The 22,931-nt window shown below is 62.1% G+C and carries 21 protein-coding genes and 2 tRNA genes; 14 read left to right on the plus strand and 9 right to left on the minus strand.

Annotated elements, in window-relative coordinates; genetic code table 11:
* Positions 1-52: 52 nt before the first annotated feature.
* Positions 53-128 (minus strand) — tRNA-His (locus J2Y83_RS17050).
* 32 nt (positions 129-160) lie between these two features.
* Positions 161-237 (minus strand) — tRNA-Arg (locus J2Y83_RS17055).
* Positions 238-512: 275 nt separating this feature from the next.
* Here J2Y83_RS17055 and folD point away from each other — a divergent pair.
* The 4 genes from folD to J2Y83_RS17075 all read left to right on the plus strand — a co-directional run bounded on the left by folD (position 513) and on the right by J2Y83_RS17075 (position 5,372).
* Positions 513-1,367, plus strand: a complete 855-nt coding sequence (gene folD, locus J2Y83_RS17060) for a bifunctional methylenetetrahydrofolate dehydrogenase/methenyltetrahydrofolate cyclohydrolase FolD (protein ID WP_017848149.1) — start codon at positions 513-515, stop codon at positions 1,365-1,367.
* A gap of 338 nt (positions 1,368-1,705) precedes the next feature.
* Positions 1,706-2,629 (plus strand): D-alanyl-D-alanine endopeptidase, encoded by a 924-nt coding sequence (gene pbpG / locus J2Y83_RS17065; protein ID WP_253396915.1) that lies wholly within the window; start codon positions 1,706-1,708, stop codon positions 2,627-2,629.
* 170 nt (positions 2,630-2,799) lie between these two features.
* Positions 2,800-3,189 carry a DUF2946 domain-containing protein gene (locus J2Y83_RS17070; RefSeq protein ID WP_253396916.1) on the plus strand — a complete coding sequence of 130 codons (390 nt, stop codon included), beginning with the start codon at positions 2,800-2,802 and terminating at the stop codon, positions 3,187-3,189.
* A gap of 95 nt (positions 3,190-3,284) precedes the next feature.
* On the plus strand, positions 3,285-5,372 hold the full coding sequence (locus J2Y83_RS17075; protein WP_253396917.1) for a TonB-dependent receptor: 2,088 nt from the start codon (positions 3,285-3,287) through the stop codon (positions 5,370-5,372).
* 30 nt (positions 5,373-5,402) lie between these two features.
* Here the strand turns inward: J2Y83_RS17075 and J2Y83_RS17080 are convergent, their stop codons facing one another.
* Together J2Y83_RS17080 and J2Y83_RS17085 are read right to left on the minus strand one after the other, a co-directional pair.
* Entirely contained in the window at positions 5,403-6,737 is a 1,335-nt protein-coding gene (locus J2Y83_RS17080; protein WP_253396918.1) for a sensor histidine kinase, read from the minus strand.
* Positions 6,734-7,393: a response regulator transcription factor gene (locus J2Y83_RS17085; protein ID WP_247398675.1), complete on the minus strand. Its 660-nt coding sequence runs from the start codon at positions 7,391-7,393 to the stop codon at positions 6,734-6,736. Before J2Y83_RS17085 ends, J2Y83_RS17080 begins: the two co-directional genes overlap by 4 nt.
* 131 nt (positions 7,394-7,524) lie before the next feature.
* Here J2Y83_RS17085 and J2Y83_RS17090 point away from each other — a divergent pair, with 131 nt between their 5' ends.
* The 5 genes from J2Y83_RS17090 to J2Y83_RS17110 all read left to right on the plus strand — a co-directional run bounded on the left by J2Y83_RS17090 (position 7,525) and on the right by J2Y83_RS17110 (position 12,302).
* Positions 7,525-7,848: a PepSY domain-containing protein gene (locus J2Y83_RS17090; protein WP_253396919.1), complete on the plus strand. Its 324-nt coding sequence runs from the start codon at positions 7,525-7,527 to the stop codon at positions 7,846-7,848.
* An 83-nt stretch (positions 7,849-7,931) separates the two neighbouring features.
* The gene (locus tag J2Y83_RS17095; RefSeq protein WP_253400407.1) at positions 7,932-8,402 is read left to right on the plus strand and encodes a DUF2271 domain-containing protein; all 471 of its coding nucleotides are present in this window, start codon (positions 7,932-7,934) and stop codon (positions 8,400-8,402) included.
* A gap of 25 nt (positions 8,403-8,427) precedes the next feature.
* The gene (locus tag J2Y83_RS17100; protein WP_253396921.1) at positions 8,428-10,608 is read left to right on the plus strand and encodes a PepSY domain-containing protein; all 2,181 of its coding nucleotides are present in this window, start codon (positions 8,428-8,430) and stop codon (positions 10,606-10,608) included.
* The gene (locus J2Y83_RS17105) at positions 10,592-11,587 is read left to right on the plus strand and encodes an FAD:protein FMN transferase (RefSeq protein ID WP_253396923.1); all 996 of its coding nucleotides are present in this window, start codon (positions 10,592-10,594) and stop codon (positions 11,585-11,587) included. The genes J2Y83_RS17100 and J2Y83_RS17105 overlap by 17 nt, the downstream gene beginning before the upstream one ends.
* A 13-nt stretch (positions 11,588-11,600) precedes the next feature.
* Positions 11,601-12,302 carry a VIT1/CCC1 transporter family protein gene (locus tag J2Y83_RS17110; protein WP_253396925.1) on the plus strand — a complete coding sequence of 234 codons (702 nt, stop codon included), beginning with the start codon at positions 11,601-11,603 and terminating at the stop codon, positions 12,300-12,302.
* A 43-nt stretch (positions 12,303-12,345) separates the two neighbouring features.
* On the opposite strand, the gene J2Y83_RS17115 is transcribed toward J2Y83_RS17110, so the two are convergent.
* A complete protein-coding gene (locus tag J2Y83_RS17115) occupies positions 12,346-13,008 on the minus strand; it encodes a peptidase C39 family protein (RefSeq protein ID WP_253396927.1) in 663 nt (220 codons plus the stop codon).
* Positions 13,009-13,219: 211 nt separating this feature from the next.
* Between J2Y83_RS17115 and J2Y83_RS17120 the strand changes: the two genes are divergently transcribed.
* Complete coding sequence (locus tag J2Y83_RS17120) at positions 13,220-13,381, plus strand: hypothetical protein (RefSeq protein WP_247406322.1); 162 nt, start codon at positions 13,220-13,222, stop codon at positions 13,379-13,381.
* On the opposite strand, the gene J2Y83_RS17125 is transcribed toward J2Y83_RS17120, so the two are convergent.
* Positions 13,378-13,788: a hypothetical protein gene (locus tag J2Y83_RS17125; protein ID WP_247406325.1), complete on the minus strand. Its 411-nt coding sequence runs from the start codon at positions 13,786-13,788 to the stop codon at positions 13,378-13,380. The genes J2Y83_RS17120 and J2Y83_RS17125 overlap by 4 nt on opposite strands.
* A gap of 209 nt (positions 13,789-13,997) precedes the next feature.
* On the opposite strand from J2Y83_RS17125, the gene J2Y83_RS17130 reads away from it, so the two are divergent.
* From J2Y83_RS17130 to J2Y83_RS17140, 3 genes are read left to right on the plus strand one after another with little or no spacing between them, the layout of a single operon-like run.
* Positions 13,998-17,219 (plus strand): efflux RND transporter permease subunit, encoded by a 3,222-nt coding sequence (locus J2Y83_RS17130; RefSeq protein ID WP_253396929.1) that lies wholly within the window; start codon positions 13,998-14,000, stop codon positions 17,217-17,219.
* Complete coding sequence (locus J2Y83_RS17135) at positions 17,209-18,378, plus strand: efflux RND transporter periplasmic adaptor subunit (RefSeq protein WP_253396931.1); 1,170 nt, start codon at positions 17,209-17,211, stop codon at positions 18,376-18,378. The genes J2Y83_RS17130 and J2Y83_RS17135 overlap by 11 nt, the downstream gene beginning before the upstream one ends.
* Complete coding sequence (locus J2Y83_RS17140; protein WP_253396933.1) at positions 18,362-19,780, plus strand: efflux transporter outer membrane subunit; 1,419 nt, start codon at positions 18,362-18,364, stop codon at positions 19,778-19,780. The genes J2Y83_RS17135 and J2Y83_RS17140 overlap by 17 nt, the downstream gene beginning before the upstream one ends.
* 94 nt (positions 19,781-19,874) lie before the next feature.
* On the opposite strand, the gene J2Y83_RS17145 is transcribed toward J2Y83_RS17140, so the two are convergent.
* Positions 19,875-20,327 (minus strand): hypothetical protein, encoded by a 453-nt coding sequence (locus tag J2Y83_RS17145; protein WP_253396935.1) that lies wholly within the window; start codon positions 20,325-20,327, stop codon positions 19,875-19,877.
* Positions 20,305-20,688, minus strand: coding sequence for a polymorphic toxin type 44 domain-containing protein (locus J2Y83_RS17150; protein WP_373423767.1), 384 nt, complete (start codon positions 20,686-20,688; stop codon positions 20,305-20,307). Before J2Y83_RS17150 ends, J2Y83_RS17145 begins: the two co-directional genes overlap by 23 nt.
* A 385-nt stretch (positions 20,689-21,073) precedes the next feature.
* Between J2Y83_RS17150 and J2Y83_RS17155 the strand changes: the two genes are divergently transcribed.
* Positions 21,074-21,532, plus strand: a complete 459-nt coding sequence (locus J2Y83_RS17155) for an REP-associated tyrosine transposase (protein ID WP_253396937.1) — start codon at positions 21,074-21,076, stop codon at positions 21,530-21,532.
* Positions 21,533-21,647: 115 nt separating this feature from the next.
* Here the strand turns inward: J2Y83_RS17155 and J2Y83_RS17160 are convergent, their stop codons facing one another.
* Positions 21,648-22,931: a Zn-dependent hydrolase gene (locus J2Y83_RS17160; RefSeq protein WP_253396940.1), complete on the minus strand. Its 1,284-nt coding sequence runs from the start codon at positions 22,929-22,931 to the stop codon at positions 21,648-21,650.

Genomic DNA, 22,931 nt, shown 5'->3' on the forward strand with positions numbered 1-22,931 from the left:
AAGCTCTTAAAGCAAAGGCGCCAGATGGTTAATCTGGCGCCTTTTCAAAATATGGGGTGGACGAAGGGGATCGAACCCTCGACAACGGGAGTCACAATCCCGTGCTCTACCAACTGAGCTACGCCCACCATCTAACGCTACTTGTGCCAAAGCTGCCTAATGGCGCACCCGGCAGGACTCGAACCTGCGACCATCCGCTTAGAAGGCGGATGCTCTATCCAGCTGAGCTACGGGCGCCTGATTAATCTGTACTCTTTGAGGATTACAAACTAAGTGCTTCCAGCCTTGCAGAGCAACAATCCTGCTTGACCTTCTTAACCAGTGCTAGGCTGTGCCCGACAAGTGCGACGAATAGTATAGACGCACCGGAAAGCCGTCAAATCTTTTTTGAAAAAAATTCATTTTATTTAAGGGGTTAGGCCAATTTGCAGACCAAGCGCCTTTGCCCTCGCGCGCTGGCATGCGAGAATGCGCGCACTTTTCTTCCCCCTCTCGATGGTTAATCACGCGTAATGACTGCACAACTTATCGACGGCAAATCAATCGCCGCCAGCCTGCGCCAGCAGATCGCCAAACGCGTCACCGAGCGTAGCCAGCAAGGCCTGCGCACGCCTGGCCTCGCGGTGATCCTGGTCGGCAGCGATCCTGCGTCTCAGGTTTATGTCTCGCACAAGCGTAAGGACTGTGAAGAGGTCGGCTTTATTTCCAAGGCCTACGACTTACCTTCCGAGACCACCCAGCAGGCCCTTACCGACCTGATCGACGGCCTCAACGATGACCCGAACATCGACGGCATCCTGGTGCAACTGCCATTGCCCGCGCATCTGGACGCCTCCCAGTTGCTCGAACGCATCCGCCCGGACAAAGACGTCGACGGCTTCCACCCGTATAACGTCGGCCGCCTGGCGCAGCGCATCCCGCTGCTGCGCCCATGCACGCCGAAAGGCATCATGACCCTGCTGGAAAGCACCGGCGTCAATCTTTACGGCCTCGACGCCGTGATCGTCGGCGCCTCCAACATCGTTGGGCGCCCGATGGCCATGGAACTGCTGCTCGCCGGCTGCACCGTGACCGTGACCCACCGCTTCACCAAAGACCTCGCCGGTCACGTCGGCCGTGCCGACCTGGTGGTAGTGGCCGCCGGCAAGCCGGGCCTGGTCAAGGGTGAGTGGATCAAGGAAGGCGCGATCGTCATCGACGTCGGCATCAACCGTCAGGCAGACGGCAAGCTGGTCGGCGACGTGGTGTACGAAACCGCCCTGCCCCGCGCCGGATGGATCACCCCGGTACCGGGTGGCGTTGGCCCGATGACCCGTGCCTGCCTGCTAGAAAATACACTGTACGCGGCGGAAACCCTGCACGGCTGATCGATGGTTCTGGTCCTGAAATAGGTTTACACCTGTTTCAGTCTGAAAACGCCCGTCGCAGCACCAGATTTCTCGTTTCTTCGACATCCTTTTCACCGGCCATCGACGGGACAGGGCGCAACTTACCGCCACTCCTTTGAAAAATCCCATTAGGCCCGCCCACAAGCGGGCCTTTTTTTTCCCTTAGGGTGAGTACAAGGCCCACCAATCATCGCCTTACAGCCTTTATTTAAAGGCTCTCTATCGTTTTCTGATCCATACTCCTAAAATGTAACGTCATTTTTCATAACGCCCGTTGCAGAACGGTATTTCCTTACTTTTTTAGCGAGTTCATCCGCGTGAAAATTCGTCTCTCTCTCGTCAGCCTTTTATTTGCTTTCACCGGCACCTTTGCGCACGCCGCCGAAACCACCCTGGCCCCGCGTGACACCTCAAAACTGCAAATCGCTTCCGGCAGCGCCATGCTGGTCGATCTGCAAACCAACAAAGTCATCTATTCCAGCAACCCGGACGTGGTGGTGCCCATTGCGTCCGTGAGCAAGCTCATGACCGGCCTGATCGTGCTGGAAGCCAAGCAAAACATGGACGAGTACATCGACATCAACATCACCGACACGCCAGAAATGAAAGGCGTGTTCTCCCGAGTGAAGATCGGCAGCCAAATGCCGCGCAAAGAGATGTTGCTGATCGCCCTGATGTCCTCGGAAAACCGCGCCGCCGCCAGCCTGGCCCACCACTACCCGGGCGGCTACCCAGCCTTCATTGCGGCGATGAACGCCAAGGCCAAGGCGCTGGGCATGACCAGCACCCATTACGTCGAGCCTACCGGCCTGTCCATCCATAACGTGTCGACCGCCAGGGACCTGAGCAAGCTGCTGGCCTACGCGCGTAAATTCCCGATGCTGAGCCAATTGAGCACCACCAAGGAAAAGACCGTCGCGTTCCGCAAGCCCAACTACACCTTGGGTTTCTCCAACACCGACCACCTGATCAATCGCGCCAACTGGGATATCAAGCTGACCAAGACCGGCTTTACCAACCAGGCCGGCCACTGCCTGGTGCTGGTGACCAGCATGGGTAACCGCCCGGTGTCGCTGGTGATCCTCGATGCCTTCGGCAAGTTCACCCACTTCGCCGACGCCAGCCGTATTCGCAACTGGGTCGAGACCGGCAAGGGCGGTTCGGTGCCGGACGTTGCGTTGCGCTACAAGGCCGACAAGAACCTGAAGAACCGCCCGAACACCGCAGAAGTTCGTCGCTGAACCCAAACGCCCCCATCTGACCAATGCCCCGACCTGTTCGGGGCATTGTTTTTTCTGCATGCGCCACACAAAAACAGACGGTTGGTCTGCGGCAAAATAGCGCACGAACGGGCTTTTACTTTGTGCCTGAACTGCCGCTAAATGTTCACCCCTTTTAATCGACTTCGTTCATGGCTCGTCTCAAACGCATCAGTCCCTGGATTGCCTGCCTGGCCGTCGTGCTGAACATGCTGGCCATGCCGCTCAGCCGCGCCATGCAGACGCCGGATATGGGACTGTTGCTGTGGGGCGGATTCTGCTCGGGCGGCGCCTCGCAAGCGCTGCCGTCCAACTTGAGCAAGCTGATCGACCCGCTCCAGACGGCGCCGTCAAACACCGCCATGAAACACAGCGATTGCTGCTGCGGTCATGCAGGGCTGGCGGCGCTGCCATCCAACTACTACCGACATTTCCTACCGCGCTATGCGCCGGACACCACCCTCGACAACCCCGAGTTGCCGACGCTGCACCCCAGAATCCGCTGGCCGAGCCTGAGCCCGCGCGCCTCCCCTACCGCTTGATCGACACCGGCGCCGCCCCATAGGCGGCGCGATCTGCTTGTCAGCCGCCCGCCTGGGCGTCCTCGAAGTGTCTTGATCATCAGGAATGGTGCGTTATGCCTGCTCGAATGACTTTGCCTCGCGCAAAGCGTGTCTCTGTGTCCCGCCCGCTATGGCCCTTGCTCTCCATCGGCCTGTTCGCCCTCAACCCGCTGTCCTCGGCCCTGGCCGAAACCGGCAAGACCGAAGACTCAACCCTCACCCTAGGCACCGTCACGGTCCAGGGCGCCAGCGCCAGCAGCGGCCCGCTGAGCACCAGCAGCGTGCTCAGTTCGGTGGATGTGCTCGGCGCCGACATCCTCGAAAAAATGCCGGTCAACTACAGCTGGGAGCTGTTCAGCCGTGCGCCGGGGGTGATCCTCACCGAGTTCAACCAAGGTACCACCTCCGGCAAGATTTCCTTTCGCGGCTTTAACGGCGAAGGCGAAGTCAACGCAGTGAAGCTGTTGATCGACGGCATTCCAAGCAATAGCAACGACGGCAACATGCCGTTCATGGACATGATTTTCCCGATGGAACTGGACAGCATCGAAGTGGTGCGCGGCACCAGCGATGCGCGTTACGGCCTGAACAACATCGCCGGCAACGTCAATATGCTGACCCGCACCGGCGGCGACTACACCAAGGCGCGAGTGCGCTACGGCAGTTACAACACCCAGGAAACGCAACTGGCCAAGGGCATCGAAGGCAGCAACTGGACGCAGAACTACTTCTTCGCCTATCAGAAGTCCGACGGTTACCGCGATCACGCCGAGGCGGACAAATTTTCCATGTCCGGCAAATGGTTCTACACCCCGGACGACAACAGCTACCGCATCGGCCTGATCGCCCGTCACTACGAAACCGAGGCGCAGGAGCCCGGCTACTTGAGTGAAGAGGATGCCCACCAGCACCCGACCATGACCAACAGCTACAACGCCTCCGACAAAGGCACGCGGCGGATGAACCAGGTCAGCGTGCACTTCGACACCGACCTGGCCGAGACGCTGGCCTGGTCGGCAAAAACCTACGTCAATACCTTCGACGACCGGCGCTGGACGCAGTACTGGCGCACCAGCGCCCAGCAGGAGCGCGATGCCTACGAAACCCAGTACGGCGCCCTCACCTCCCTGACCTGGCGCCCGGAAGTCAGTTGGCTGTACGACTTCGCCCTGGAAGGCGGCGCGGACATGCAGCAGCAACAGAACAAGAGCGAGCGCTACCGCACCAAGGACCGCCTGCGCCTGGCGCAAACCCGCGACCAGCGATTCGACTTCGACACCTACGGCGCCTACGTCCAGGCCGAGATCAAGCCGTTCGAGTCGCTGAAAATCGTCCCGGCGTATCGCGTCGATAAGATCCAGGGCAACTTCACCAACGAAATGACCGGCATGGACTACGACATCAACGACTATGGGCTGATCAAACAACCCAAGCTCAGCGTGGTGTATTCACCGTGGGACGTGGCCAGCGTCTACGCCAACTGGGGGCGTACCTTCCAGGTCGGCACCGGCGCGGCGGCCTATAAGATTCCACCGCGGGATACCAACCTGGCGCCGTCGATCAACGAAGGCTGGGAAACCGGGATCAAGTTCACCCCGGCCGATTGGATCGATGGCCGCGTCGCCTATTGGCAGCAAGAGGCCAGCGGTGAAGTCAGTCGCCGGCTCAACGACCCGAGCGGCGAGTCGGATAACGTCGGCGAAACCCGGCGCTGGGGATATGACGCGCAGTTGAACCTGCACCCGAACGAGCGCACCGACATCTGGATGGCCTACTCCTGGCAGTATTCGAAAATCCTCCAGCCGAGCTCGAGCTTGCCCAACAGCAAAGGCCAGGAAATCGACCACATCCCGCATCACCTGTACAACGCCGGCGTCAGCTACAAGGCCACGCCCGCGCTGCAGTTGACGGCGTGGATGAACGGCCAGACCAACTACTACCTGGAACGCGAGAACACCAAGGGCACTTACGGCGGCTACGTCTTGATGAACCTCGGCGCCACGTACCAGGTGACTGAATCGGTCAGTGTCGACCTGCAGTTGAAAAACCTCACCAACCGCTACTACGAATACGTCTGGTATGACCCGGACGGCGCCCAGGCCTCGCTGCACTCACCCGGCGACGGGCGCGCGCTGTATACCGGCGTCACCGTGGATTTCTGATTGGCACAGTCGCCGGGGCTCGATGAACGTTCATGTCGGCAAGCGTAAAAACTGAACGTTCACTTCAAACCCGTCTTCCCTGCCTGTCGCCGGCGACGCCAGGGTCATACGCGCCTTGACCCCGTGGACGATGGTCTTGGCAATCGCCAGCCCCAGCCCTGTACCGCTGGCTTCGCTGCTGCCGCGCACGAAACGCTCGGTCAGGCGCTGCAACACCGACGCCGGCACAGCCGGTCCGCCGTTGACCACCCGCAGCAGTGCCTGGTCCGTGAGGCTGACGTCGACCGGTTGATCCGCCGCGCCGTACTTCAACGCATTCTCGATCAAGTTACGCAGCAGGATGCCGAACGCGTCCGGGTCAATCGCGCAATACACGCTGCCCTCGGTTGGCAACTGCAACCGGATGCGCTGCCCGCTGCTGCGATTCCACTCATCGACCCCGTGGGCCAGTAAGGGAATCAGGTCCTGGGGCGCCTCGGACAACAGCCCGCCGCCCTCGGCCTTGGCCAACTGCATGAGTTTTTCCGAGAGCCGCGCCAGTTCGCGCAGGGAGTCTTCGATCTTCGCCGCACGCACGCGCAACGGGCCTTCCGGTGCTTCCTGGCGCAAGCGCTGGATCTGCGCCAACGTCGCCGCCAACGGCGTGCGCAACTCGTGGGCACTGTTGGCAGTGAAGCTGCGCTCAGCCTCCAAGGCCTTGCGCAAGCGCTCCAGCAGGTGGTTGACCGCATCGGCCAACGGCTCGATTTCAGCCGGCAGCCGCGCCACGCCGATCGGCGACAAATCCCCCACGCCACGGGCTTCCACGGCCCGGCGATACGCCAACACGCTACGCAGGCTGAGGCGCACAAACAGCCAAGTGCCCAACAGGCTGATGGGGATCAGTGCCAATAACGGCACCAACAAGGCCAGCAAGGCTTCCCGCGCCGCTTCACGGCGATGCCCCAGCGGCTCGGCGATCTCAATGAACACGGTGTCGCGCAGCGCACTCGCGCCATACAGCCGGTACTTTTGCGTGGTGGAAAACCCTTCACTCGGCCGTTCGTTGAAGATCTTCGGATCGGCGTCATGGGACTGCATCAGAATCTGGCCCTGGGCGTCGCGTACCAGGTACGTCAGGTGTTCCTTGTGCATCTTCAGGGTGGCGACGTGCTGGGCCGCGCGCGGCTCCTCGCGGTTGCTGATTTCCAACACGGCCAAGGGCAGGATGCGTTGGGCCGTCTCTTCCAGGGCGCTGTCGAACGCCTCGTTCAATTCATGTTGCACCACCAGCCAGGCCCCGACAGTCGCCCCCAGCCAGAGCAAGGTCATGCCCAGGGTCAACCCCAGGCCAAGGCGTTTTTGCAGGCTGATCGACGACTTCATACGGCCATCAACCGATAACCCATGCCACGCACGGTTTCCACCAGGTCGCGGCCGAGTTTTTTGCGCAGGCGGCTGATGTAGACCTCGATGGTGTTACTCTCGATTTCCGCGCCAAAAGCGTACAAGCGCTCTTCGAGCTGCGACTTCGACAGCAATGCCGTAGGGCGCTGCACAAACGCCTCGAACAACGCCCATTCACGCGCCGTGAGGTCGACGGTGATGCCGGCGCGTTGCACGGTGCGCGCGTTCATATCGATCTGTAAGTCGCCGAGTTTGATCAGCGGGTTGGGGTTGCCGCTGTAACGCCGGGCCACGGCGGCCACCCGGGCCGAGAGTTCGAACAGGTCGAAAGGTTTGACCAGGTAGTCGTCGGCCCCGGCGTTGAGGCCGGCGATGCGATCGGATATCTGGTCCTGGGCGGTGAGGATAATCACCGGGGTCACGTTGCCGGCCGAGCGCTGCTGGCGCAAAAAGTCCAGCCCGCGCCCGTCGGGCAGCATCAGGTCGAGCAGGATCAGGTCATACGGCGTAGTGCGCACGCTGTTGTTCGCATGGTCCAGTCGCTGCACCCAATCGACCGCGTGGCCGTCATCGGCAATCTGTTCGCGCACCGCCTCGCCCAGCCCGGGTGCATCCTCGACCAATAAAACCCGCATCTGGCACCTCCTGTGATGGTTGTCGTGCAGCACCTTACCCACCTTTCCTGACGCGAATCTGAAGATTCAGCTAGTTGTCAGGAATGACCTTTAGGGTAAGCCGCAAATGCCAATCCGGCCGGAGACAGATCATGAAATCAGCTTTTATTGTCAGCACCACATTGCTCAGCGTCCTGCTCAGCGGGTACGCCTTGGCCGATGAAGACTGCAGCGAGCCGGTCAGCGACTGGCAACCACGCGAAACCCTGCGCCAGCAAGTGGAGCAGCAATACGGCTGGAGCGTGCAGCGCATCAAGGTCGACGACGGCTGCTACGAGCTCAAGGGCACCGACCGCAAAGGTAATGCGATCGAAGCCAGCTACGCACCGGCCTCGCTTCGTCTGCGCAAACTGGAAATCCATTTCGGCGCCAACGGCGACGCCCGGGATTACCTCAACCGCCCGGGATCTGAATGATCATCGCGTCTTTCCACGGCTTTCAGGTTGCTGTCAGCCAGCAGGTCCAGGCTCTCGCCACAACGTTCAACCAGGACATCCTCATGAAAAAAATCATTGCTGCAACTTGCCTCGCCGGCGCCATCGCCTTGCCTGGGCTGGCCCAGGCCCGCGAAGTGACCCTGACCACCCAACTCAAGGACTACAGCGGCAACGGCGCTTACCTGGCGATTTATGTCACCGACGCCAACGGCCAGTACCAGAAAACCCTTTGGGTCGCCGGCAAGAAGGCCAAGTACTACCGGCACCTGAGCGACTGGGCGCGTGGCAGCGGCATGAAGCCGAGCGAGTTTGACGGCCTCAGCGGTGCCAGTGTCGGCAGCGGCCGCAGCCTCACCGTCAACGTAGAACTGGCCGACACCTTGATCGACGCTGGGTATCAGATCCGCATCGACAGCGCCGTGGAAGACAAGCGCGACAACCGTGCCGACATCAGTGTCCCGCTGACATCGGGCGGGTCGGGCAAGCCGGTCAGCGGCAACGGCTATGTCGAGTCCTTTACCTACGACCTGTAACACCTGCAACTTCTGGAGGCTGAACATGCTTCGCCAGTTCCATTCACTGCCCGGTCTGATCGCCGCCCTGCTGGTCATGATATTGGCCATCAGCGGCGCAGTACTGTCCGTCAATCCGGCATTGGAACGCCTGCACAACACGTCAACCGCGGCCGGGCAGCTCACTGTCGGCCAGTTGGCGGGGAACATCGCCAACCACTTTCCGGGGGTGGAGCAGATCCAGCGCAGCGCCTCCGGAACCGTGATCATCTACTACAACCAGGACGGCCAGGCCGGTGCGCAAACCATCGACCCACTCACCGGCCAGGGCCTCGGACCCTATGAGCCGTCTGCCGTTTCGCGCTGGGTAAAAGACCTGCACCGCTCGCTGTTCATGGGCACAGCGGGGCATGGGATCGCGGGCGTCGGCGCATTCGTCATGTTGCTGCTTTGCGTGTCCGGCGCGCTATTGCTGGCGCGCCGCCTGGGTGGCCTGCGCAACCTGTTGCGGCCGCTGCGCGGCTCGTTCAGCCAGCGCTGGCACGCCGAAGTCGGGCGCCTGGCCGTGCTCGGGCTGCTGCTGTCGGCCTTGACTGGGCTGTACATGTGCGCCACGACCTTCGGTTTGATCGCCGACGGCAGTCAGGCTGAGCCGGCCTTCCCCGCGCATATCAGCGTCGGCGCGGCGCAGCCGGTGGCCAACCTGCAAGCCTTGCAGGCCACCGATTTGAATGACCTGCGCGAATTGGTTTACCCAAGCCCCGGCAACCCCGAGGACGTATTTTCCCTGCGCACCGCCCAGGGTGACGGTTACGTGGACCCGGTCAGCGGCACGCTGTTGTCGTATCAGGCCCACGACTCAATGCACAACCTTTATCAATTGATCTATCAGTTGCACACCGGTGAGGGCCTCTGGTGGCTGGGCTTGATCCTCGGGGTTTGCGCCCTCAGCGTGCCGTTGATGAGCGTGACCGGCATCCTGCTGTGGTGGCGCCGCCGCAAAGCCGCGCCGAAGATTCGCCATAACAGCCCCGCCCACTCAGCCGACAGCGTGATTCTGGTGGGCAGTGAAAACAACAGCACCTGGGGCTTTGCCAATACCTTGCACGCGGCGCTGCACCAGGCCGGGCACCGGGTTCACAGCGCCGCGATGAATGAATGGAAAGGCACGTACCGCGATGCTCAGCGCCTGTTCATCCTCACCGCCACCCACGGCGACGGCGATGCACCCGCGTCGGCCACACAGTTCCTGGAACGCCTCAAGCAAGTGGGCCTCAAACCCGGCCTGCCCTTTGCGGTACTCGGGTTTGGCGACCGGCAGTTTCCCCGGTTCTGTCAGTACGCCCATCAGGTGCAGGACGCGATGGTGCAGGCCGGCGGCACGCCATTGCTGGGGCTGGAGACCGTGAACCGGCAGTCCTCGCAGGAATTTGCGCGCTGGGGCAACGCGTTGGCGGCGCCCCTGGGCCACGCCCTGCCGCTGAACCATACGGCCCAGCGCCCGCCCACCCGTCAACTGGCGTTGACCGAGCGCATCGCCTATGGCGAAGCGGTGAACGCGCCGACCCACGTCCTGCGCTTCAAGGCTGCGGGCAAGCTGCCGAGTTTCCAGGCCGGTGACCTGGTCGGCATCTTCGCGCCGGACAATCCGGTGCCGCGCTTTTACTCGCTGGCCAGTTCCTCTGAAGATGGCACGCTGGAAATCTGCGTGCGCAAACACGAAGGTGGCCTATGCTCGGGGTTCCTGCATGACCTGAAGATCGGCGCGTCGGTCGAAGCGTTCATCCAGCCCAATCCACAATTTCGTCCGGCGTCGGGCGCGCACCCGGTGATTCTGATCGGTGCCGGCACCGGTATCGGGCCGTTGGCCGGTTTTATTCGCCACAACACCGCCAAACACCCGATGCACCTGTATTGGGGCGGACGTAACCCGGCCTCGGACTTTCTCTATGAACCAGAGCTCAACCGCTACCTCGCCGACCACCGCCTGACCGCATTACGCCCGGCGTTTTCCCAGGTTCAGGACCGCAGCTACGTGCAAGACCGGCTGACCAGCGACGCCCTGACGTTGCGCGCCCTGATCGAAAACGGCGCCCAAGTATTGGTGTGCGGCAGCCGCGAGATGGCCAAAGGCGTGATGCAAGCGCTGGATAACGTGTTAGCCCCGCTCCACCTGAGTGTGCTGACCCTTAAAGCACAAGGACGCTACCGTGAAGACGTCTACTGAGACACGACGCTACAGCCTGAACGGCGAGACCATGGGCACGCGCTACACCGCCGTGTTCTATGCCGAAACCGGCATCGACACCGCCGCGATCAACCGCAGCCTGGCCCAGGCCGTGGGCCGGGTGGACCAACAGATGTCCACCTGGAAAGCCGATTCCGACCTTAATCGCCTCAACGCAGGCCCCGAGCAGACATGGCTGGCGGTGCCCAAAGAGCTGGCCACCGTGTTGGCCGCCGCGCTGCGCGTCAGCCAGCAATCCGGCGGGGCTTTTGACATCGGCGTGGGTGATCTGGTGGACGCCTGGGGCTTCGGTCCGGGCGCACAGTCAGTCACCGAACAGACCATCGACACCCTGCCGCCGCGCGGCGGTCTCTCGGCCAATGCGGCGTTGACGGTGGACGCCCAGCGCCACCAAGTGCGCAAACGCGCGCCGCTGCACCTCAACCTCAATGGTATCGCCAAAGGCTTTGGCGTCGACGAACTGGCGCGCTGCCTGGACAGCTTTGGGCTCACGCGCTATCTGGTCGGCATCGATGGCGAGATGCGTGCCCGCGGCGTCAAGCCGGATGCTCAACCGTGGGTCGTGGCCATTGAAAAACCGAGCCGTGGCCAGCGTGAAGTGCTGGGGGTCATGGAGCTCAGCGACGCGGCCATCGCCACCTCCGGCGACTATCGACACTGGATTGACGTGAAGGGCCGCCACTATGCCCACACCATGAACCCGGCCACCGGCGCTCCGCTGTGCAATACGATCGCGTCCGTCACCGTGGTGGCGGCCTCATGCATGCTCGCCGACGCCTGGGCCACGGCGTTGATGGTGCTGGGCGAAATCGAAGGCCCACGCCTGGCGCAGGCACGCGGGATGGACGCGTTGTTCGTGCTGCGCCAGGGTGAACAACTCAAAGAAATATCGATTGTCGGCGGCATTCTGCAAGCGCAGATTGAAAGCCGTCCGCCCCTAACCCGCCCACAGACGTGAGTCCCGCACACCCATGAAATTCATGCACCGGCACACCGAATCCCACCGCAGTGACCGTATCGGCTGGCTGCGCGCCGCGGTCCTGGGGGCCAATGACGGCATCGTCTCCACCGCCAGCCTGTTGATCGGCGTAGCCGCCGCCAACGCCAGCCACGCCTCACTGATCGTCACCGGCATGGCCGGCCTGGTGGCGGGTGCGATGTCCATGGCGGCCGGTGAATACGTTTCCGTGCATTCCCAGGCCGATACCGAACAGGCCGACCTGGCACGGGAACGGGCCGAACTGGCCAGCAACCCCAAAGCCGAACACAGCGAACTTGCGCACATCTACATGCACCGTGGCGTATCACCCGAATTGGCCCATCAGGTCGCCGACCAATTGATGGCACACGACGCCTTGGGCGCACACGCGCGGGACGAGCTGGGCATCAGCGCAGCCCTCACCGCCAAACCGCTGCAAGCGGCGCTGGCCTCGGCGGCGAGTTTCGTGGTCGGTGCCGCGCTGCCGCTGGCGGTGACGGTCATCGCGCCGGCGCACAGCGTTGTGCCGTGGATATCCGGCATGTCCCTGCTGTTTCTTGCCAGTCTTGGCGCCGTGGCGGCCAGGGCCGGCGGGGCGAAAGTCATCGTCGGCGCTTGGCGCGTGACCCTGTGGGGCGTGCTGGCCATGGGCATTACAGCCGCCGTGGGGGCATTGTTCGGCGCCGTGGTGTAGTGCAAAAACACACCGCCCCCCAGCGTGGCGGGCGCGGTGTGTTTTACTTTCTTTCGGCCAACACCTTGAGCGCCTGCGCCGCGGCCTGCTCTTGCCCGGCCTGCGCGGTAGCATTGGCCGCGTCGCGCCAGCGCTGTGCATCCACATTGGCCGGCAACTGGCTCGGGCGCTGGGTGACGATTGCCCAGTGCCCGGCGCCTTTCCAGGCGGACTCGAAATCACTGAAGTCCATCAACAATCGCCGGTCCATGCCCGAACTCAACAGCACCGTGCTTTTGCGCTGGTTAAACCCTACGACCACCACGTAGCGCGGCTCAGACCAAAACCGCCCGCTGATCCGCGCCATCACCGGGTACCCCGCGGACACCTGCGCCAACACCGACGTGAGCTTGGCGTCGAGCGGATACACCATCAGCCCGTATTCACGGACCAGCACCTGCATGTTGCGCTCAAGGTTCGCCTCGCCGCCCGGCAAGTGCAGCGGCTTTTCCAGTAAACCCGGTGTCATGACAATGCCTTGTTGCGACAGCATGCTGGCTAACGCCGTAGGGCCGCTTTGATAGGCGTCGCTGCGAAACGTCGGCACACCGTTGAGTTCGACGCGCTCCGGCAAGCCCGGCAGCTTCGACGGGTGCCCGGAACAGGCCGCGAGCCCAAGGGCGCAGGCCAGCAGCAAGGAGGTTGTAACGTTCGACCGTAACCGCAATTTTTTACTCTCTTGATCAACTGCCGGTAAAGGCCCTGATCATAGGACGCTCTTCAGCCCGGGTATAGCCTTGAACCGCAGTAAAACGCCCGGGATAGAGCAAAGAAGTTGGATCGACACGACCATTGGTCAATAGCAGGTAACCGTCGGTTGGCTAGACTGTCCATTGAGAAGACTGTGTGTGCCCCCTACGGGGCGAAAGGAGGCCCGAATGAGCCTTGCAACGACGATTTTTCTGTTGTTCTGCGGTTGGCTGGCGGTCGCCGGCGCCATGTTGTGGGGGGTGTTGCGCATTACCCGCCGGCACCATCACCCCCACGTCAAACCGGCTGCATCCGCCAAGCCGCACCCGGCGGCAGTGCATCACGCCTAGCCGGGCATGCAATTGAAGTCCTGCGTTGCCGCGACTTCCTTGCCGTGATCATCCAAGAGCGATGCGCGCACGGTGGTGCCCAGGCTGGATTCGATCAAGGTGTAGTGCTCGCCCGCCTTGAAGTCCTTGTACTCCACGCGGCCCTGGCAGTCCCGCTGGTTGTCGTCGCCTGGCTCCTCCTCGAACAACGTCACATCCAAACGATGGTCCCCCGGCGACACTTCAAAAAAGCGCCCGTCATCCACACGCTTGCCATCGACACGCTCGGCCAGCAGGTCATTCGGCGCTTCTTCTTTCAATCCGATCCAGGCTTCGCTGGGGTCGGCTTTGGGCATCGGGCCGGCGCAGGCCGACAGTAACAACACAGCGCTCAAGGCGGGAATCAGCAATAAAGGCTTCAGTGACATGGCAGAACTCCAAAGGACATCAGTCAAAAGACGCATCGCGTCCGATCGGTCACCAGCTTGGAGAGCCACCCCTTGTAGAACAAATGAATACACATGAAACGATCTTCAGCCCATACCTAAATCTTCCTTCACCTGGCTGAAAGGTGCGTGTTAGGTGGGTCGGGCAAGACTGCCGGGGTTTGCAATCCTGCTCCCTCGGAGGTTCACGCATGCTCGGGCTGGTAAAGACCGCACTGCACAAGCCGTACACGTTTATCGTGTTGGCCATATTCATCTGCATCATCGGGCCGATGGCGGCCCTGCGAACCCCCACCGATGTGTTCCCCGATATCGGCATCCCTGTCGTCGCCGTGGTCTGGCAGTACAACGGCCTGTCGCCGGACGCCATGGCCGGGCGGGTGATCTACACCTATGAACGCTCCCTGAGCACCACCGTCAACGACATCGAACACATCGAATCGCAATCCCTGCCGGGCATGGGCATCGTCAAGATTTTCTTCCAGCCCGGCGTCGACATCCGCACGGCCAACGCGCAAGTGACGGCGGTGTCACAAACCGTGCTCAAGCAAATGCCCCCCGGCATCACCCCGCCGCTGATCCTCAACTACAGCGCGTCGACCGTGCCGATCCTGCAAATGGCGTTCTCCAGCCCGACCCTGTCCGAAGCCAAGATCCGCGACCTGGTGCAGAACAATATCCGCCTGCCCCTCAGCGCCCTGCCCGGCCTGGCCATGCCCACGCCGATGGGCGGCAAGCAGCGCCAGATCACCCTCGACCTCGACCCGCAGGCGCTGGCCGCCAAAGGCTTGTCGGCCCAGGACGTGGGCAATGCGCTGGCGTTGCAGAACCAGATCATCCCGGTCGGCACCGCCAAGCTCGGCCCCAACGAATACACGATCCTGCTCAACAACAGCCCCAAGGCCATCGATGAACTCAACGACCTGCCGATCAAGACCGTCGACGGCGCCTTGATCACCATCGGCCAGGTGGCCCACGTGCGTGACGGTTCGCCGCCGCAGACCAACATCGTGCGCGTCGACGGGCACCGCGCAGTGCTGATGCCGGCGCTGAAAAACGGCAGCATCTCCACCCTGTCGATCATCGACGGCATCCGCCAGATGCTGCCGCGCATCAACGAAACCCTGCCGCCGTCGCTGAAGACCTCGTTGCTGGGCGATGCGTCGGTGTTCGTCAAACAATCGGTGGGCAGCGTGGCCCAGGAAGGCATCATCGCCGCGCTGCTGACCAGCGCGATGATCCTGCTGTTCCTCGGCAGTTGGCGCTCGACGCTGATCATCGCCGTCTCGATTCCGCTGGCGGTGCTGGCGGCTATCGCGCTGCTGGCGGTCAGCGGGCAGACACTCAACGTGATGACCCTCGGCGGGCTGGCGTTGGCGGTGGGGATTCTGGTGGACGACGCCACGGTGACCATCGAAAACATCAACTGGCACCTGGAACAGGGCAAGGCGGTGAAGACCGCGATCCTCGACGGCGCCGCGCAGATCGTCGGCCCGGCGTTCGTCTCGCTGCTGTGCATCTGCATCGTGTTCGTGCCGATGTTCTTGCTGCAAGGCATCGCTGGGTACCTGTTCCGGCCGATGGCCCTGGCGGTGATCTTTGCCATGGCCAGCTCGTTCATCCTCTCGCGCACCCTGGTGCCGACATTGGCGATGTACCTGCTCAAGCCGCACACGCCGGAACCGGGCACCGGCCACCACCCGGAAGATGCATTCATCAACCATCACGAAGGCGAGCAGCACACCAAGCCACGCAACGCCGTGCTGCAGTCGGTGCTGAATTTCCAGCAGGGTTTCGAGCGGCACTTCTCGAATATCCGCGACACCTACCATGGCCTGCTGACGTTGGCCCTGGGCAATCGCAAGCGCTTCATCGTCGGCTTTTTGGCCTGCGTGCTCGCCTCGTTCCTGCTGCTGCCCAGCCTGGGCCAGGACTTCTTCCCGGCCACCGACGCCGGCGCGCTGGCGCTGCATGTGCGGTTGCCGCTGGGTACGCGGATCGAGGAAAGCGCTGCGGCGTTCGACCGGATCGAGGCGCGGATACGCGAAGTGATCCCGGCCGACGAACTCGACACCATCGTCGACAACATCGGCATTCCGCTGAGCGGCATCGACATGGCCTACAGCAGCAGCGGCACCATCGGCCCGCAGGACGGCGATATCCAGGTCAGCCTGAAACAGCACCACGCGCCCACCGCCGACTACGTGAAAAAACTGCGTGAGGCGCTGCCGCAAAGTTTCCCTGGCAGCCACTTTGCGTTCCTGCCGGCGGACATCAGCAGCCAGATCCTCAACTTCGGCGCGCCGGCGCCACTGGACGTGAAAATCTCCGGGCGCAGCGATGCAGAAAACCGTGCTTACGCCGTGGAACTCGAACGCCGCCTGCAACACGTACCGGGCATTGCCGACCTGCGCATCCAGCAGTCCACCGGCTACCCGTCGCTGCAAGTGAATGTCGACCGCCTGCGCGCCAACGGCCTGGGCATCACCGAGCGCGATGTGACCAACAGCATGGTCGCGTCCCTCGCGGGCAGCTCGCAAACGGCGCCGACCTTCTGGCTCAACCCGGCCAACGGCGTGTCCTATTCCATCGTCGCCGCCACCCCGCAATACCGCCTCGACAGCTTGCCGGCGCTGGAAGCGCTGCCCGTGACCGGTGCCGATGGCCAGTCGCAAATCCTCGGCGGCGTGGCCAGCATCTCCCGCGTGCAAAGCCCGGCGGTGGTGACCCACTACAACATCGAACCGACCCTGGACCTGTATGCCAACGTGCAAGGCCGCGACCTCGGCGGCGTCGCGCGTGACGTGCAAAAGGTGCTGGACGATACCGCGTCCATGCGCCCCAAAGGCGCGACGATCAGCCTGCACGGGCAGATCGATGCACTGCATGAAGCCTTCAGCGGTTTGAGCGTCGGCCTGCTCGGTGCGGTGGTGCTGATCTACCTGCTGATCGTGGTCAACTTCCAGTCGTGGGTCGACCCGTTCGTGATCATCACCGCGTTGCCGGCGGCGCTGGCGGGGATCGTGTGGATGCTGTTCCTCAGCGGCACGTCGTTGTCGGTGCCCGCGTTGACCGGCGCCATCCTGTGCATGGGCGTGGCCACGGCCAACTCGATCCTGGTGGTGAGCTTCTGCCGCGAACGCCTGGCCGAACATGGCGATGCGCTCAAGGCCGCGCTGGAAGCCGGTTACACACGCTTCCGTCCGGTGTGCATGACCGCCCTGGCGATGATCATCGGCATGCTGCCGCTGGCCTTGTCCGAGGAGCAGAACGCGCCGCTGGGCCGCGCCGTAATCGGTGGTTTGATCCTCGCCACCGTCGCCACCCTGTTATTTGTTCCCGTGGTCTTCAGCCTGGTCCACGGTCGTCAGCCTACTCGCGCAACTGTTGGAGAAACGCCCCATGTCGTCTGATCACAAACCCTCGCGCAAGCGTCTGATGCTCATGGGTGTCGGCGGCCTGACCCTGGCCGCCCTGCTGGTCGCCAACGGCCTGTACGCCCGCACAATGCACGAACGATCCGTCACGGCCTGGACCGAAACCGCCGCCGTGCCGCAGGTGATGGTGTTTGAGCCGCAACAGAATGTGGCCGGCGACACCCTGCGCCTGCCCGCCCACCTTGAAGCCTGGAGCAAAGCGCCGATCCATGCGCGGGTCAGCGGCTACTTGAAGGACTGGAAAGTCGACATCGGCAGCCAGGTCAAAGCCGGGCAAATCCTCGCCGAAATCGACAGCCCCGATCTCGATCAACAACTGGCGCAAACCCATGCGCGCCTGGTGCAGCAACAGGCCAATGCGCGACTGGCCGCCACCACCGCGACGCGTTGGCAAAACCTGCTGGCCAGCCATTCAGTGTCGCGCCAGGAGGCCGATGAAAAAACCTCCAACGCCGCAGCGGCCAAAGCCAACGCCGAAGCGGCCGCCGCTGACTACGCACGGTTATCCGCGTTGGAAAGCTACAAGACCCTGCGCGCACCGTTCGCCGGCACCATCACCGCGCGCAACACCGACATCGGCCAGTTGATCAAGGCCGACACCGACAGCGACCCGGAGCTGTTCAGCATCGCCGACACCCACCAATTGCGCCTCTACGTACCGGTGCCGCAGAACTATGCGGCCGTCATCCACCCCGGGCTTGAAGCCGAGCTGACCGTTCCCGAGCACCCCGGCGAGCACTTCAAGGCGCACCTGATCGGCGACTCCACCGCCATCGACCGCCGCTCCGGCACCCTGCTCGCGCAGTTTGTCGCCGACAACCCCAACGGCGAGTTGCTGCCCGGCGATTACGCCGAAGCCACCCTGCCGATCCCGGCGGACACCCATGGCGTGAGCATCCCGGCCAGCGCGCTGATCTTCCGCGCCCAAGGCACCCAGGTCGCGGTGCTGGATGCGCAAAACCACGTGCACCTGCAGGCCATCCATATCGGCCTGGATCTGGGCGAACGCCTGGTGATCGACCAGGGCCTGAAACCCGCCGACCGCGTGGTCGACAACCCGCCCGACGCCCTGCGCGAAGGCGACCCCGTGCAACTGGCCGACGCCTCCGGAGGTGCCCATGCGCCCAAGGCTTAAACCGCTCGTTGCCGTGATGCTGCTGGCTTTACAAGGTTGCTCGCTGACGCCGACCTACAACGTGCCGGCGATCAAACTGCCGGCCAACTACCGCGAACAGACCAGCGACGGCCCCTGGCACAGTGCGCAGCCGTCCGACCAACTGGCGCCGCAGTGGTGGGCGCTCTACCACGAGCCGCGCCTGGATCAGTTGCAACAGCAACTGCTCAAGGCCAACCCGGACCTGGCGGCAGCGCTGGCGCACTTCGATGCGTCCCAGGCATATGCCAGCCAATTGCATGCCGGGCTGTTCCCGCAAATCACAGCCAGCGCACAGCCGTTGCGTCAGCGCCAATCGGACTCGCGACCGCTGCGCGGCACCACGCAGCCGTCGGTGTACAACAGCAACACTGCGGGGTTTTCGTTGAGCTACGATTTGGACCTGTGGGGCAAAATCCGCAACCAGGTGGCGGCGGGTGATGCGCAGGCGCAAGCGTCGGGCGACGATTTGGCGGTAGCGCGTTTGAGCTTGCAGCATCAGTTGGCGACCTTGTATGTGCAGCTCAATGGGCTGGATGCGCAAAGTCGGATTCTCAACAACTCGCTGGAGGATTTCAGCCAGGCCCTGCAACTGACCCGCAGCCGCTACGAGGGCCAGATAGCGTCGGAACTGGACCTGACCCGCGCGCAAAACCAGCTCGCCCAAGCCAAGGCGCAACTGGATGAAGTGCGTGGGCAACGCAACCTCACCGAACATGCCATCGGTGAACTGGTCGGCGTGGCGGCCAGCGACTTCACACTGCCGGCAAGCCAACAACTGATCGCCCTGCCGGGGATTCCGTCGCAACTGCCAAGCCACCTGCTGCAACGTCGCCCGGATATTGCGGCAGCGGAGCGCCGGGTGTTTGCGGCCAACGCGAATATCGGCGTGGCCAAGGCCGCGTGGTACCCGGATTTCAGTCTGACCGGGCTGATTGGCGGGCAGACCCAAGGCGTAGGGAATTTACTGTCGGCGGGCAATCGGTATTGGGCGCTGGGGCCGCTGATGAACTTGCCGATCTTCGATGGCGGTCGCTTGAGCGCCAACGAACGCCAGGCCAAAGCCGAGTTCGAACAAGCCTCGGCACAGTACCGCAGCCAGGTATTGAAGGCCGTGCGCGAGGTGGAAGACAACCTGGCGCAGCTAAGGGATTTGCAGCAGGAGGCGCAGGATGAACAAGCGGCGGCGGATGCGGCGCAGCACACGCAAGCGTTGGCGATGAACAGCTACCAGGCCGGCGCGGTGAGTTATCTGGATGTGGTGACCGCGCAGACAGCGGCGTTGCAGGCGCAAATGACCTTGCAGACGGTGCAGACACGGCAGTTGCAGGCGAGTGTGGGGCTGGTCACCGCGCTGGGCGGCGGCTGGCAACCTGGCGCCTGACGCTTTTTTTGTGCAAACCAGCTCAAAGGTGGGAGCTGGTTTGCCTTTGATGAGGCTGGATCAGCCAAACATCACCGACTGATCCAGCACACATTCAGTCTTCTGGCCGACTGTTGAGAAACACGGTCACTGCCGTGTAATCACTGTCATTGGCGTGTCGGTACGCGGTATTGCTGTGATAGTCAGAGACAGCCCCCGATACTGAAACAGTAATGCTACGACCTTGAACATTTACTTTCGCCGATGCGTCTCGCGTAACAAGAAACGGGCCGGCACTTTCCAACGCAGACAAAATTTCACTGTCTGCTGCCAGGTTTCGATAAACGTAGTAACGGTAACTGAATGGAACCGTTGCTCCACCACGATCATCCTTGACACCGTAGATGGAAGCGTCATTGCTGATCGGTACTCGGAGTACAACCTCTGTCAACTGCGGACGGCCCGGCGCAAGAAGCCAATTACCACAGATATACACCAAGCAAACCGCCAGCAAGATCGTAGTAACCGTCGAATAAAGCGACTTTCTAGTAGTTCCTGAACCTGGCATATCTGATTCCTTCCTTGATCCAATATTGGTCGACTGGATCATCACCAAACGGCGCATTCCCCCACCAATGTCCAAACTCGGGCTTGTCAGAACCGGCACTATTCTGAGCAAAACCCGCAGCGCGTAACAACACCTCTTCGCTGAAGCCCGCAGCAATCCCTACAGCGCCATAGTGGAAGTTTCCAAAGGCTTCATATTCTTTTGATAACTGCTTGTAGTCCCAAGGACCACGATTGCGGACCTGAGTATAAAACCAAGAGTACATAAACGCTGAACCGGCTTTCAGTGCATTCTTTTTGTGAACAGCTGTGGCCATATTCATGTCAAGCGAGACACCGGGTGGCGGTATTGGGTTTGCCATTGAATGCTTCCTCTGCATCAGATTTTTACCCGACGAAACCTAACACTGGAGGTGCTGACTATTGTGCATTGCACGAAGTAAAAGAAACTTCGTACATCGGAGCAGGACATGCCTTGCATGCCACTACCAGAGCAAGTTTTTTCCTACAACCCTTTAGTGAGGTTCGGCCGCAATAGCGCCGGCGTCAGTTCCGGCCTCATCGGGGCAAGCCCCCTCCCACACTGATCCGGTGCCAGACACACAATGTATGAACACCGCAGAGCCCATGTGGGAGGGGGCTTGCCCCCGATAGCGTGCGTACAGACACATCCTGCCAAAAGCCTGCCCTTCAACCCGCTGCTCCCCCATCTAGCCTCTCAAAACACACCCAGAAAGAGGCCAAGGAATGCCTGACCTACCCGCTTCACACCGCCTGCATATCGGCCGATTCAGCGAACCCAACCGTATCTACCTCATCACCACCAACACCGACGAACGCGTCCCGATATTCAAGAATTTCCATCTCGGTCGCTTGGTGGTCTGGCAGTTTCGGTTAGCTCAGTACCAAGGGCTGGCGCACTCCCTGGCATGGGTGATCATGCCGGACCATTTCCATTGGCTGCTCGAACTGAAAAAAGGCTCGCTGGCTGACCTGATGCGCCAGGTGAAGTCCAAAAGCACGCGGAGCGTCAACGGTGCGAGTGGACGCAAGGGGCGGCTTTGGCAGGAAAGCTTCCATGACCGCGCACTGCGCAAGGAAGACGACCTGGTGAAAATGGCCCGGTATGTGGTGGCCAATCCATTGCGAGCGGGATTGGTTAGCCGGATTGGCGACTACCCGTTGTGGGATGCCATTTGGGTATAGACGCAGTTCAACTGTGGGAGGGGGCTTGCTCCCGATGGCGGTGGGTCAGTTACAGATGAGCTGGCTGACCCACTGCTATCGGGGGCAAGCCCCCTCCCACAGTTTTTAGCGCATTTCAGGCAGCCAACTTACCGCTGGCGATGGCGGCCGAGGCTGCCACCATTGCCCGCAACAACACCGCACACCCCGCCGCCAGGTCATCCGGTGCGGCGTTTTCGATTTCGTTGTGGCTGATGCCACCTTCGCACGGCACGAAGATCATCCCCGCCGGGCCGAGTTCGGCGACGAAGATCGCGTCGTGCCCTGCCCCGCTGACGATGTCCATGTTCGACAACCCCAACCCATTCGCGGCATCGCGCACAGCGTCCACACAGCCTTTGTCGAAATACAGCGGCGGGAAGTCGGCGGTGGGTTCCATTTCAAAACTCAATCCATGCTTGGCGCAGGTCTCGTCGATCACCTGGCGCACCTGGGCAATCATCGAATCCAATCGCGCCGGTTCCAGGTGACGGAAGTCCAGGGTCATGCGCACTTCACCCGGGATGACATTGCGTGAGCCCGGATAAGCCTGCAAGCAACCGACAGTGCCACACGCATGCGGCTGATGCCCCAACGCCGCCGCATTCACCGCCGCGACCACTGCGGCCGCGCCGACCAGGGCGTCCTTGCGCAGGTGCATCGGCGTCGGCCCCGCGTGGGCTTCAACGCCGCGCAGTGTCAAGTCGAACCACTTTTGCCCGAGGGCACCGAGCACCACGCCGATGGTTTTTTTCTCGTCCTCCAGAATCGGCCCCTGCTCGATATGCGCTTCGAAGTAAGCGCCGACTTTATGCCCACTCTCCGCCCGCGTCCCCGCGTAGCCAATCGCATTCAGCGCGTCGCCTACGCTGACGCCCTCCGCATCGACCTTGGCGAGGGTATCGGCGAGGCTGAATTTCTCGGCAAACACCCCCGAGCCCATCATGCACGGCGGGAAGCGCGAACCCTCTTCGTTGGTCCACACCACCACTTCCAGCGGCGCCTCGGTTTGCACCTTGAGGTCGTTGAGGGTGCGCAGCACTTCCACACCGGCCAACACGCCGAAGCAGCCATCGAACTTGCCGCCGGTGGGCTGGGTGTCGATATGGCTGCCGGTCATCACCGGCGGCAGGTCGGGATTGCGCCCCGGCCGGCGGGCGAAAATGTTGCCGATACCGTCGACGGTCACGCTGCACCCGGCCTCTTCGCACCATTGCACGAAGAGGTCGCGGGCCTGGCGGTCGAGGTCGGTGAGAGCCAGGCGGCAGACGCCGCCCTTGGCGGTGGCGCCGAGTTTGGCCAGGTCCATCAGCGACTGCCACAAACGGTCGCGGTTGATGTGCTGATGGGTCGATTGCAGAACGTCCAGAGCAGCGTTCAT

The sequence above is a fragment of the Pseudomonas marginalis genome, from assembly GCF_024169655.1.
GTDB lineage: Bacteria > Pseudomonadota > Gammaproteobacteria > Pseudomonadales > Pseudomonadaceae > Aquipseudomonas > Aquipseudomonas paraveronii.

Excerpts from the sequence above, each read along its gene's own strand:
- J2Y83_RS17075 (WP_253396917.1), top strand. The coding sequence starts at position 3,285 with ATGCCTGCTCGAATGACTTTGCCTCGCGCAAAGCGTGTCTCTGTGTCC.
- J2Y83_RS17135 (WP_253396931.1), top strand. The coding sequence starts at position 17,209 with ATGTCGTCTGATCACAAACCCTCGCGCAAGCGTCTGATGCTCATGGGT.
- J2Y83_RS17090 (WP_253396919.1), top strand. The coding sequence starts at position 7,525 with ATGAAATCAGCTTTTATTGTCAGCACCACATTGCTCAGCGTCCTGCTC.
- J2Y83_RS17120 (WP_247406322.1), top strand. The coding sequence starts at position 13,220 with ATGAGCCTTGCAACGACGATTTTTCTGTTGTTCTGCGGTTGGCTGGCG.
- folD (WP_017848149.1), top strand. The coding sequence starts at position 513 with ATGACTGCACAACTTATCGACGGCAAATCAATCGCCGCCAGCCTGCGC.
- J2Y83_RS17140 (WP_253396933.1), top strand. The coding sequence starts at position 18,362 with ATGCGCCCAAGGCTTAAACCGCTCGTTGCCGTGATGCTGCTGGCTTTA.
- J2Y83_RS17100 (WP_253396921.1), top strand. The coding sequence starts at position 8,428 with ATGCTTCGCCAGTTCCATTCACTGCCCGGTCTGATCGCCGCCCTGCTG.
- J2Y83_RS17110 (WP_253396925.1), top strand. The coding sequence starts at position 11,601 with ATGAAATTCATGCACCGGCACACCGAATCCCACCGCAGTGACCGTATC.
- J2Y83_RS17070 (WP_253396916.1), top strand. The coding sequence starts at position 2,800 with ATGGCTCGTCTCAAACGCATCAGTCCCTGGATTGCCTGCCTGGCCGTC.
- J2Y83_RS17160 (WP_253396940.1), bottom strand. The coding sequence starts at position 22,931 with ATGAACGCTGCTCTGGACGTTCTGCAATCGACCCATCAGCACATCAAC.
- J2Y83_RS17150 (WP_373423767.1), bottom strand. The coding sequence starts at position 20,688 with ATGGCAAACCCAATACCGCCACCCGGTGTCTCGCTTGACATGAATATG.
- J2Y83_RS17155 (WP_253396937.1), top strand. The coding sequence starts at position 21,074 with ATGCCTGACCTACCCGCTTCACACCGCCTGCATATCGGCCGATTCAGC.
- J2Y83_RS17145 (WP_253396935.1), bottom strand. The coding sequence starts at position 20,327 with ATGCCAGGTTCAGGAACTACTAGAAAGTCGCTTTATTCGACGGTTACT.
- J2Y83_RS17095 (WP_253400407.1), top strand. The coding sequence starts at position 7,932 with ATGAAAAAAATCATTGCTGCAACTTGCCTCGCCGGCGCCATCGCCTTG.
- J2Y83_RS17125 (WP_247406325.1), bottom strand. The coding sequence starts at position 13,788 with ATGTCACTGAAGCCTTTATTGCTGATTCCCGCCTTGAGCGCTGTGTTG.
- J2Y83_RS17080 (WP_253396918.1), bottom strand. The coding sequence starts at position 6,737 with ATGAAGTCGTCGATCAGCCTGCAAAAACGCCTTGGCCTGGGGTTGACC.
- J2Y83_RS17130 (WP_253396929.1), top strand. The coding sequence starts at position 13,998 with ATGCTCGGGCTGGTAAAGACCGCACTGCACAAGCCGTACACGTTTATC.
- J2Y83_RS17085 (WP_247398675.1), bottom strand. The coding sequence starts at position 7,393 with ATGCGGGTTTTATTGGTCGAGGATGCACCCGGGCTGGGCGAGGCGGTG.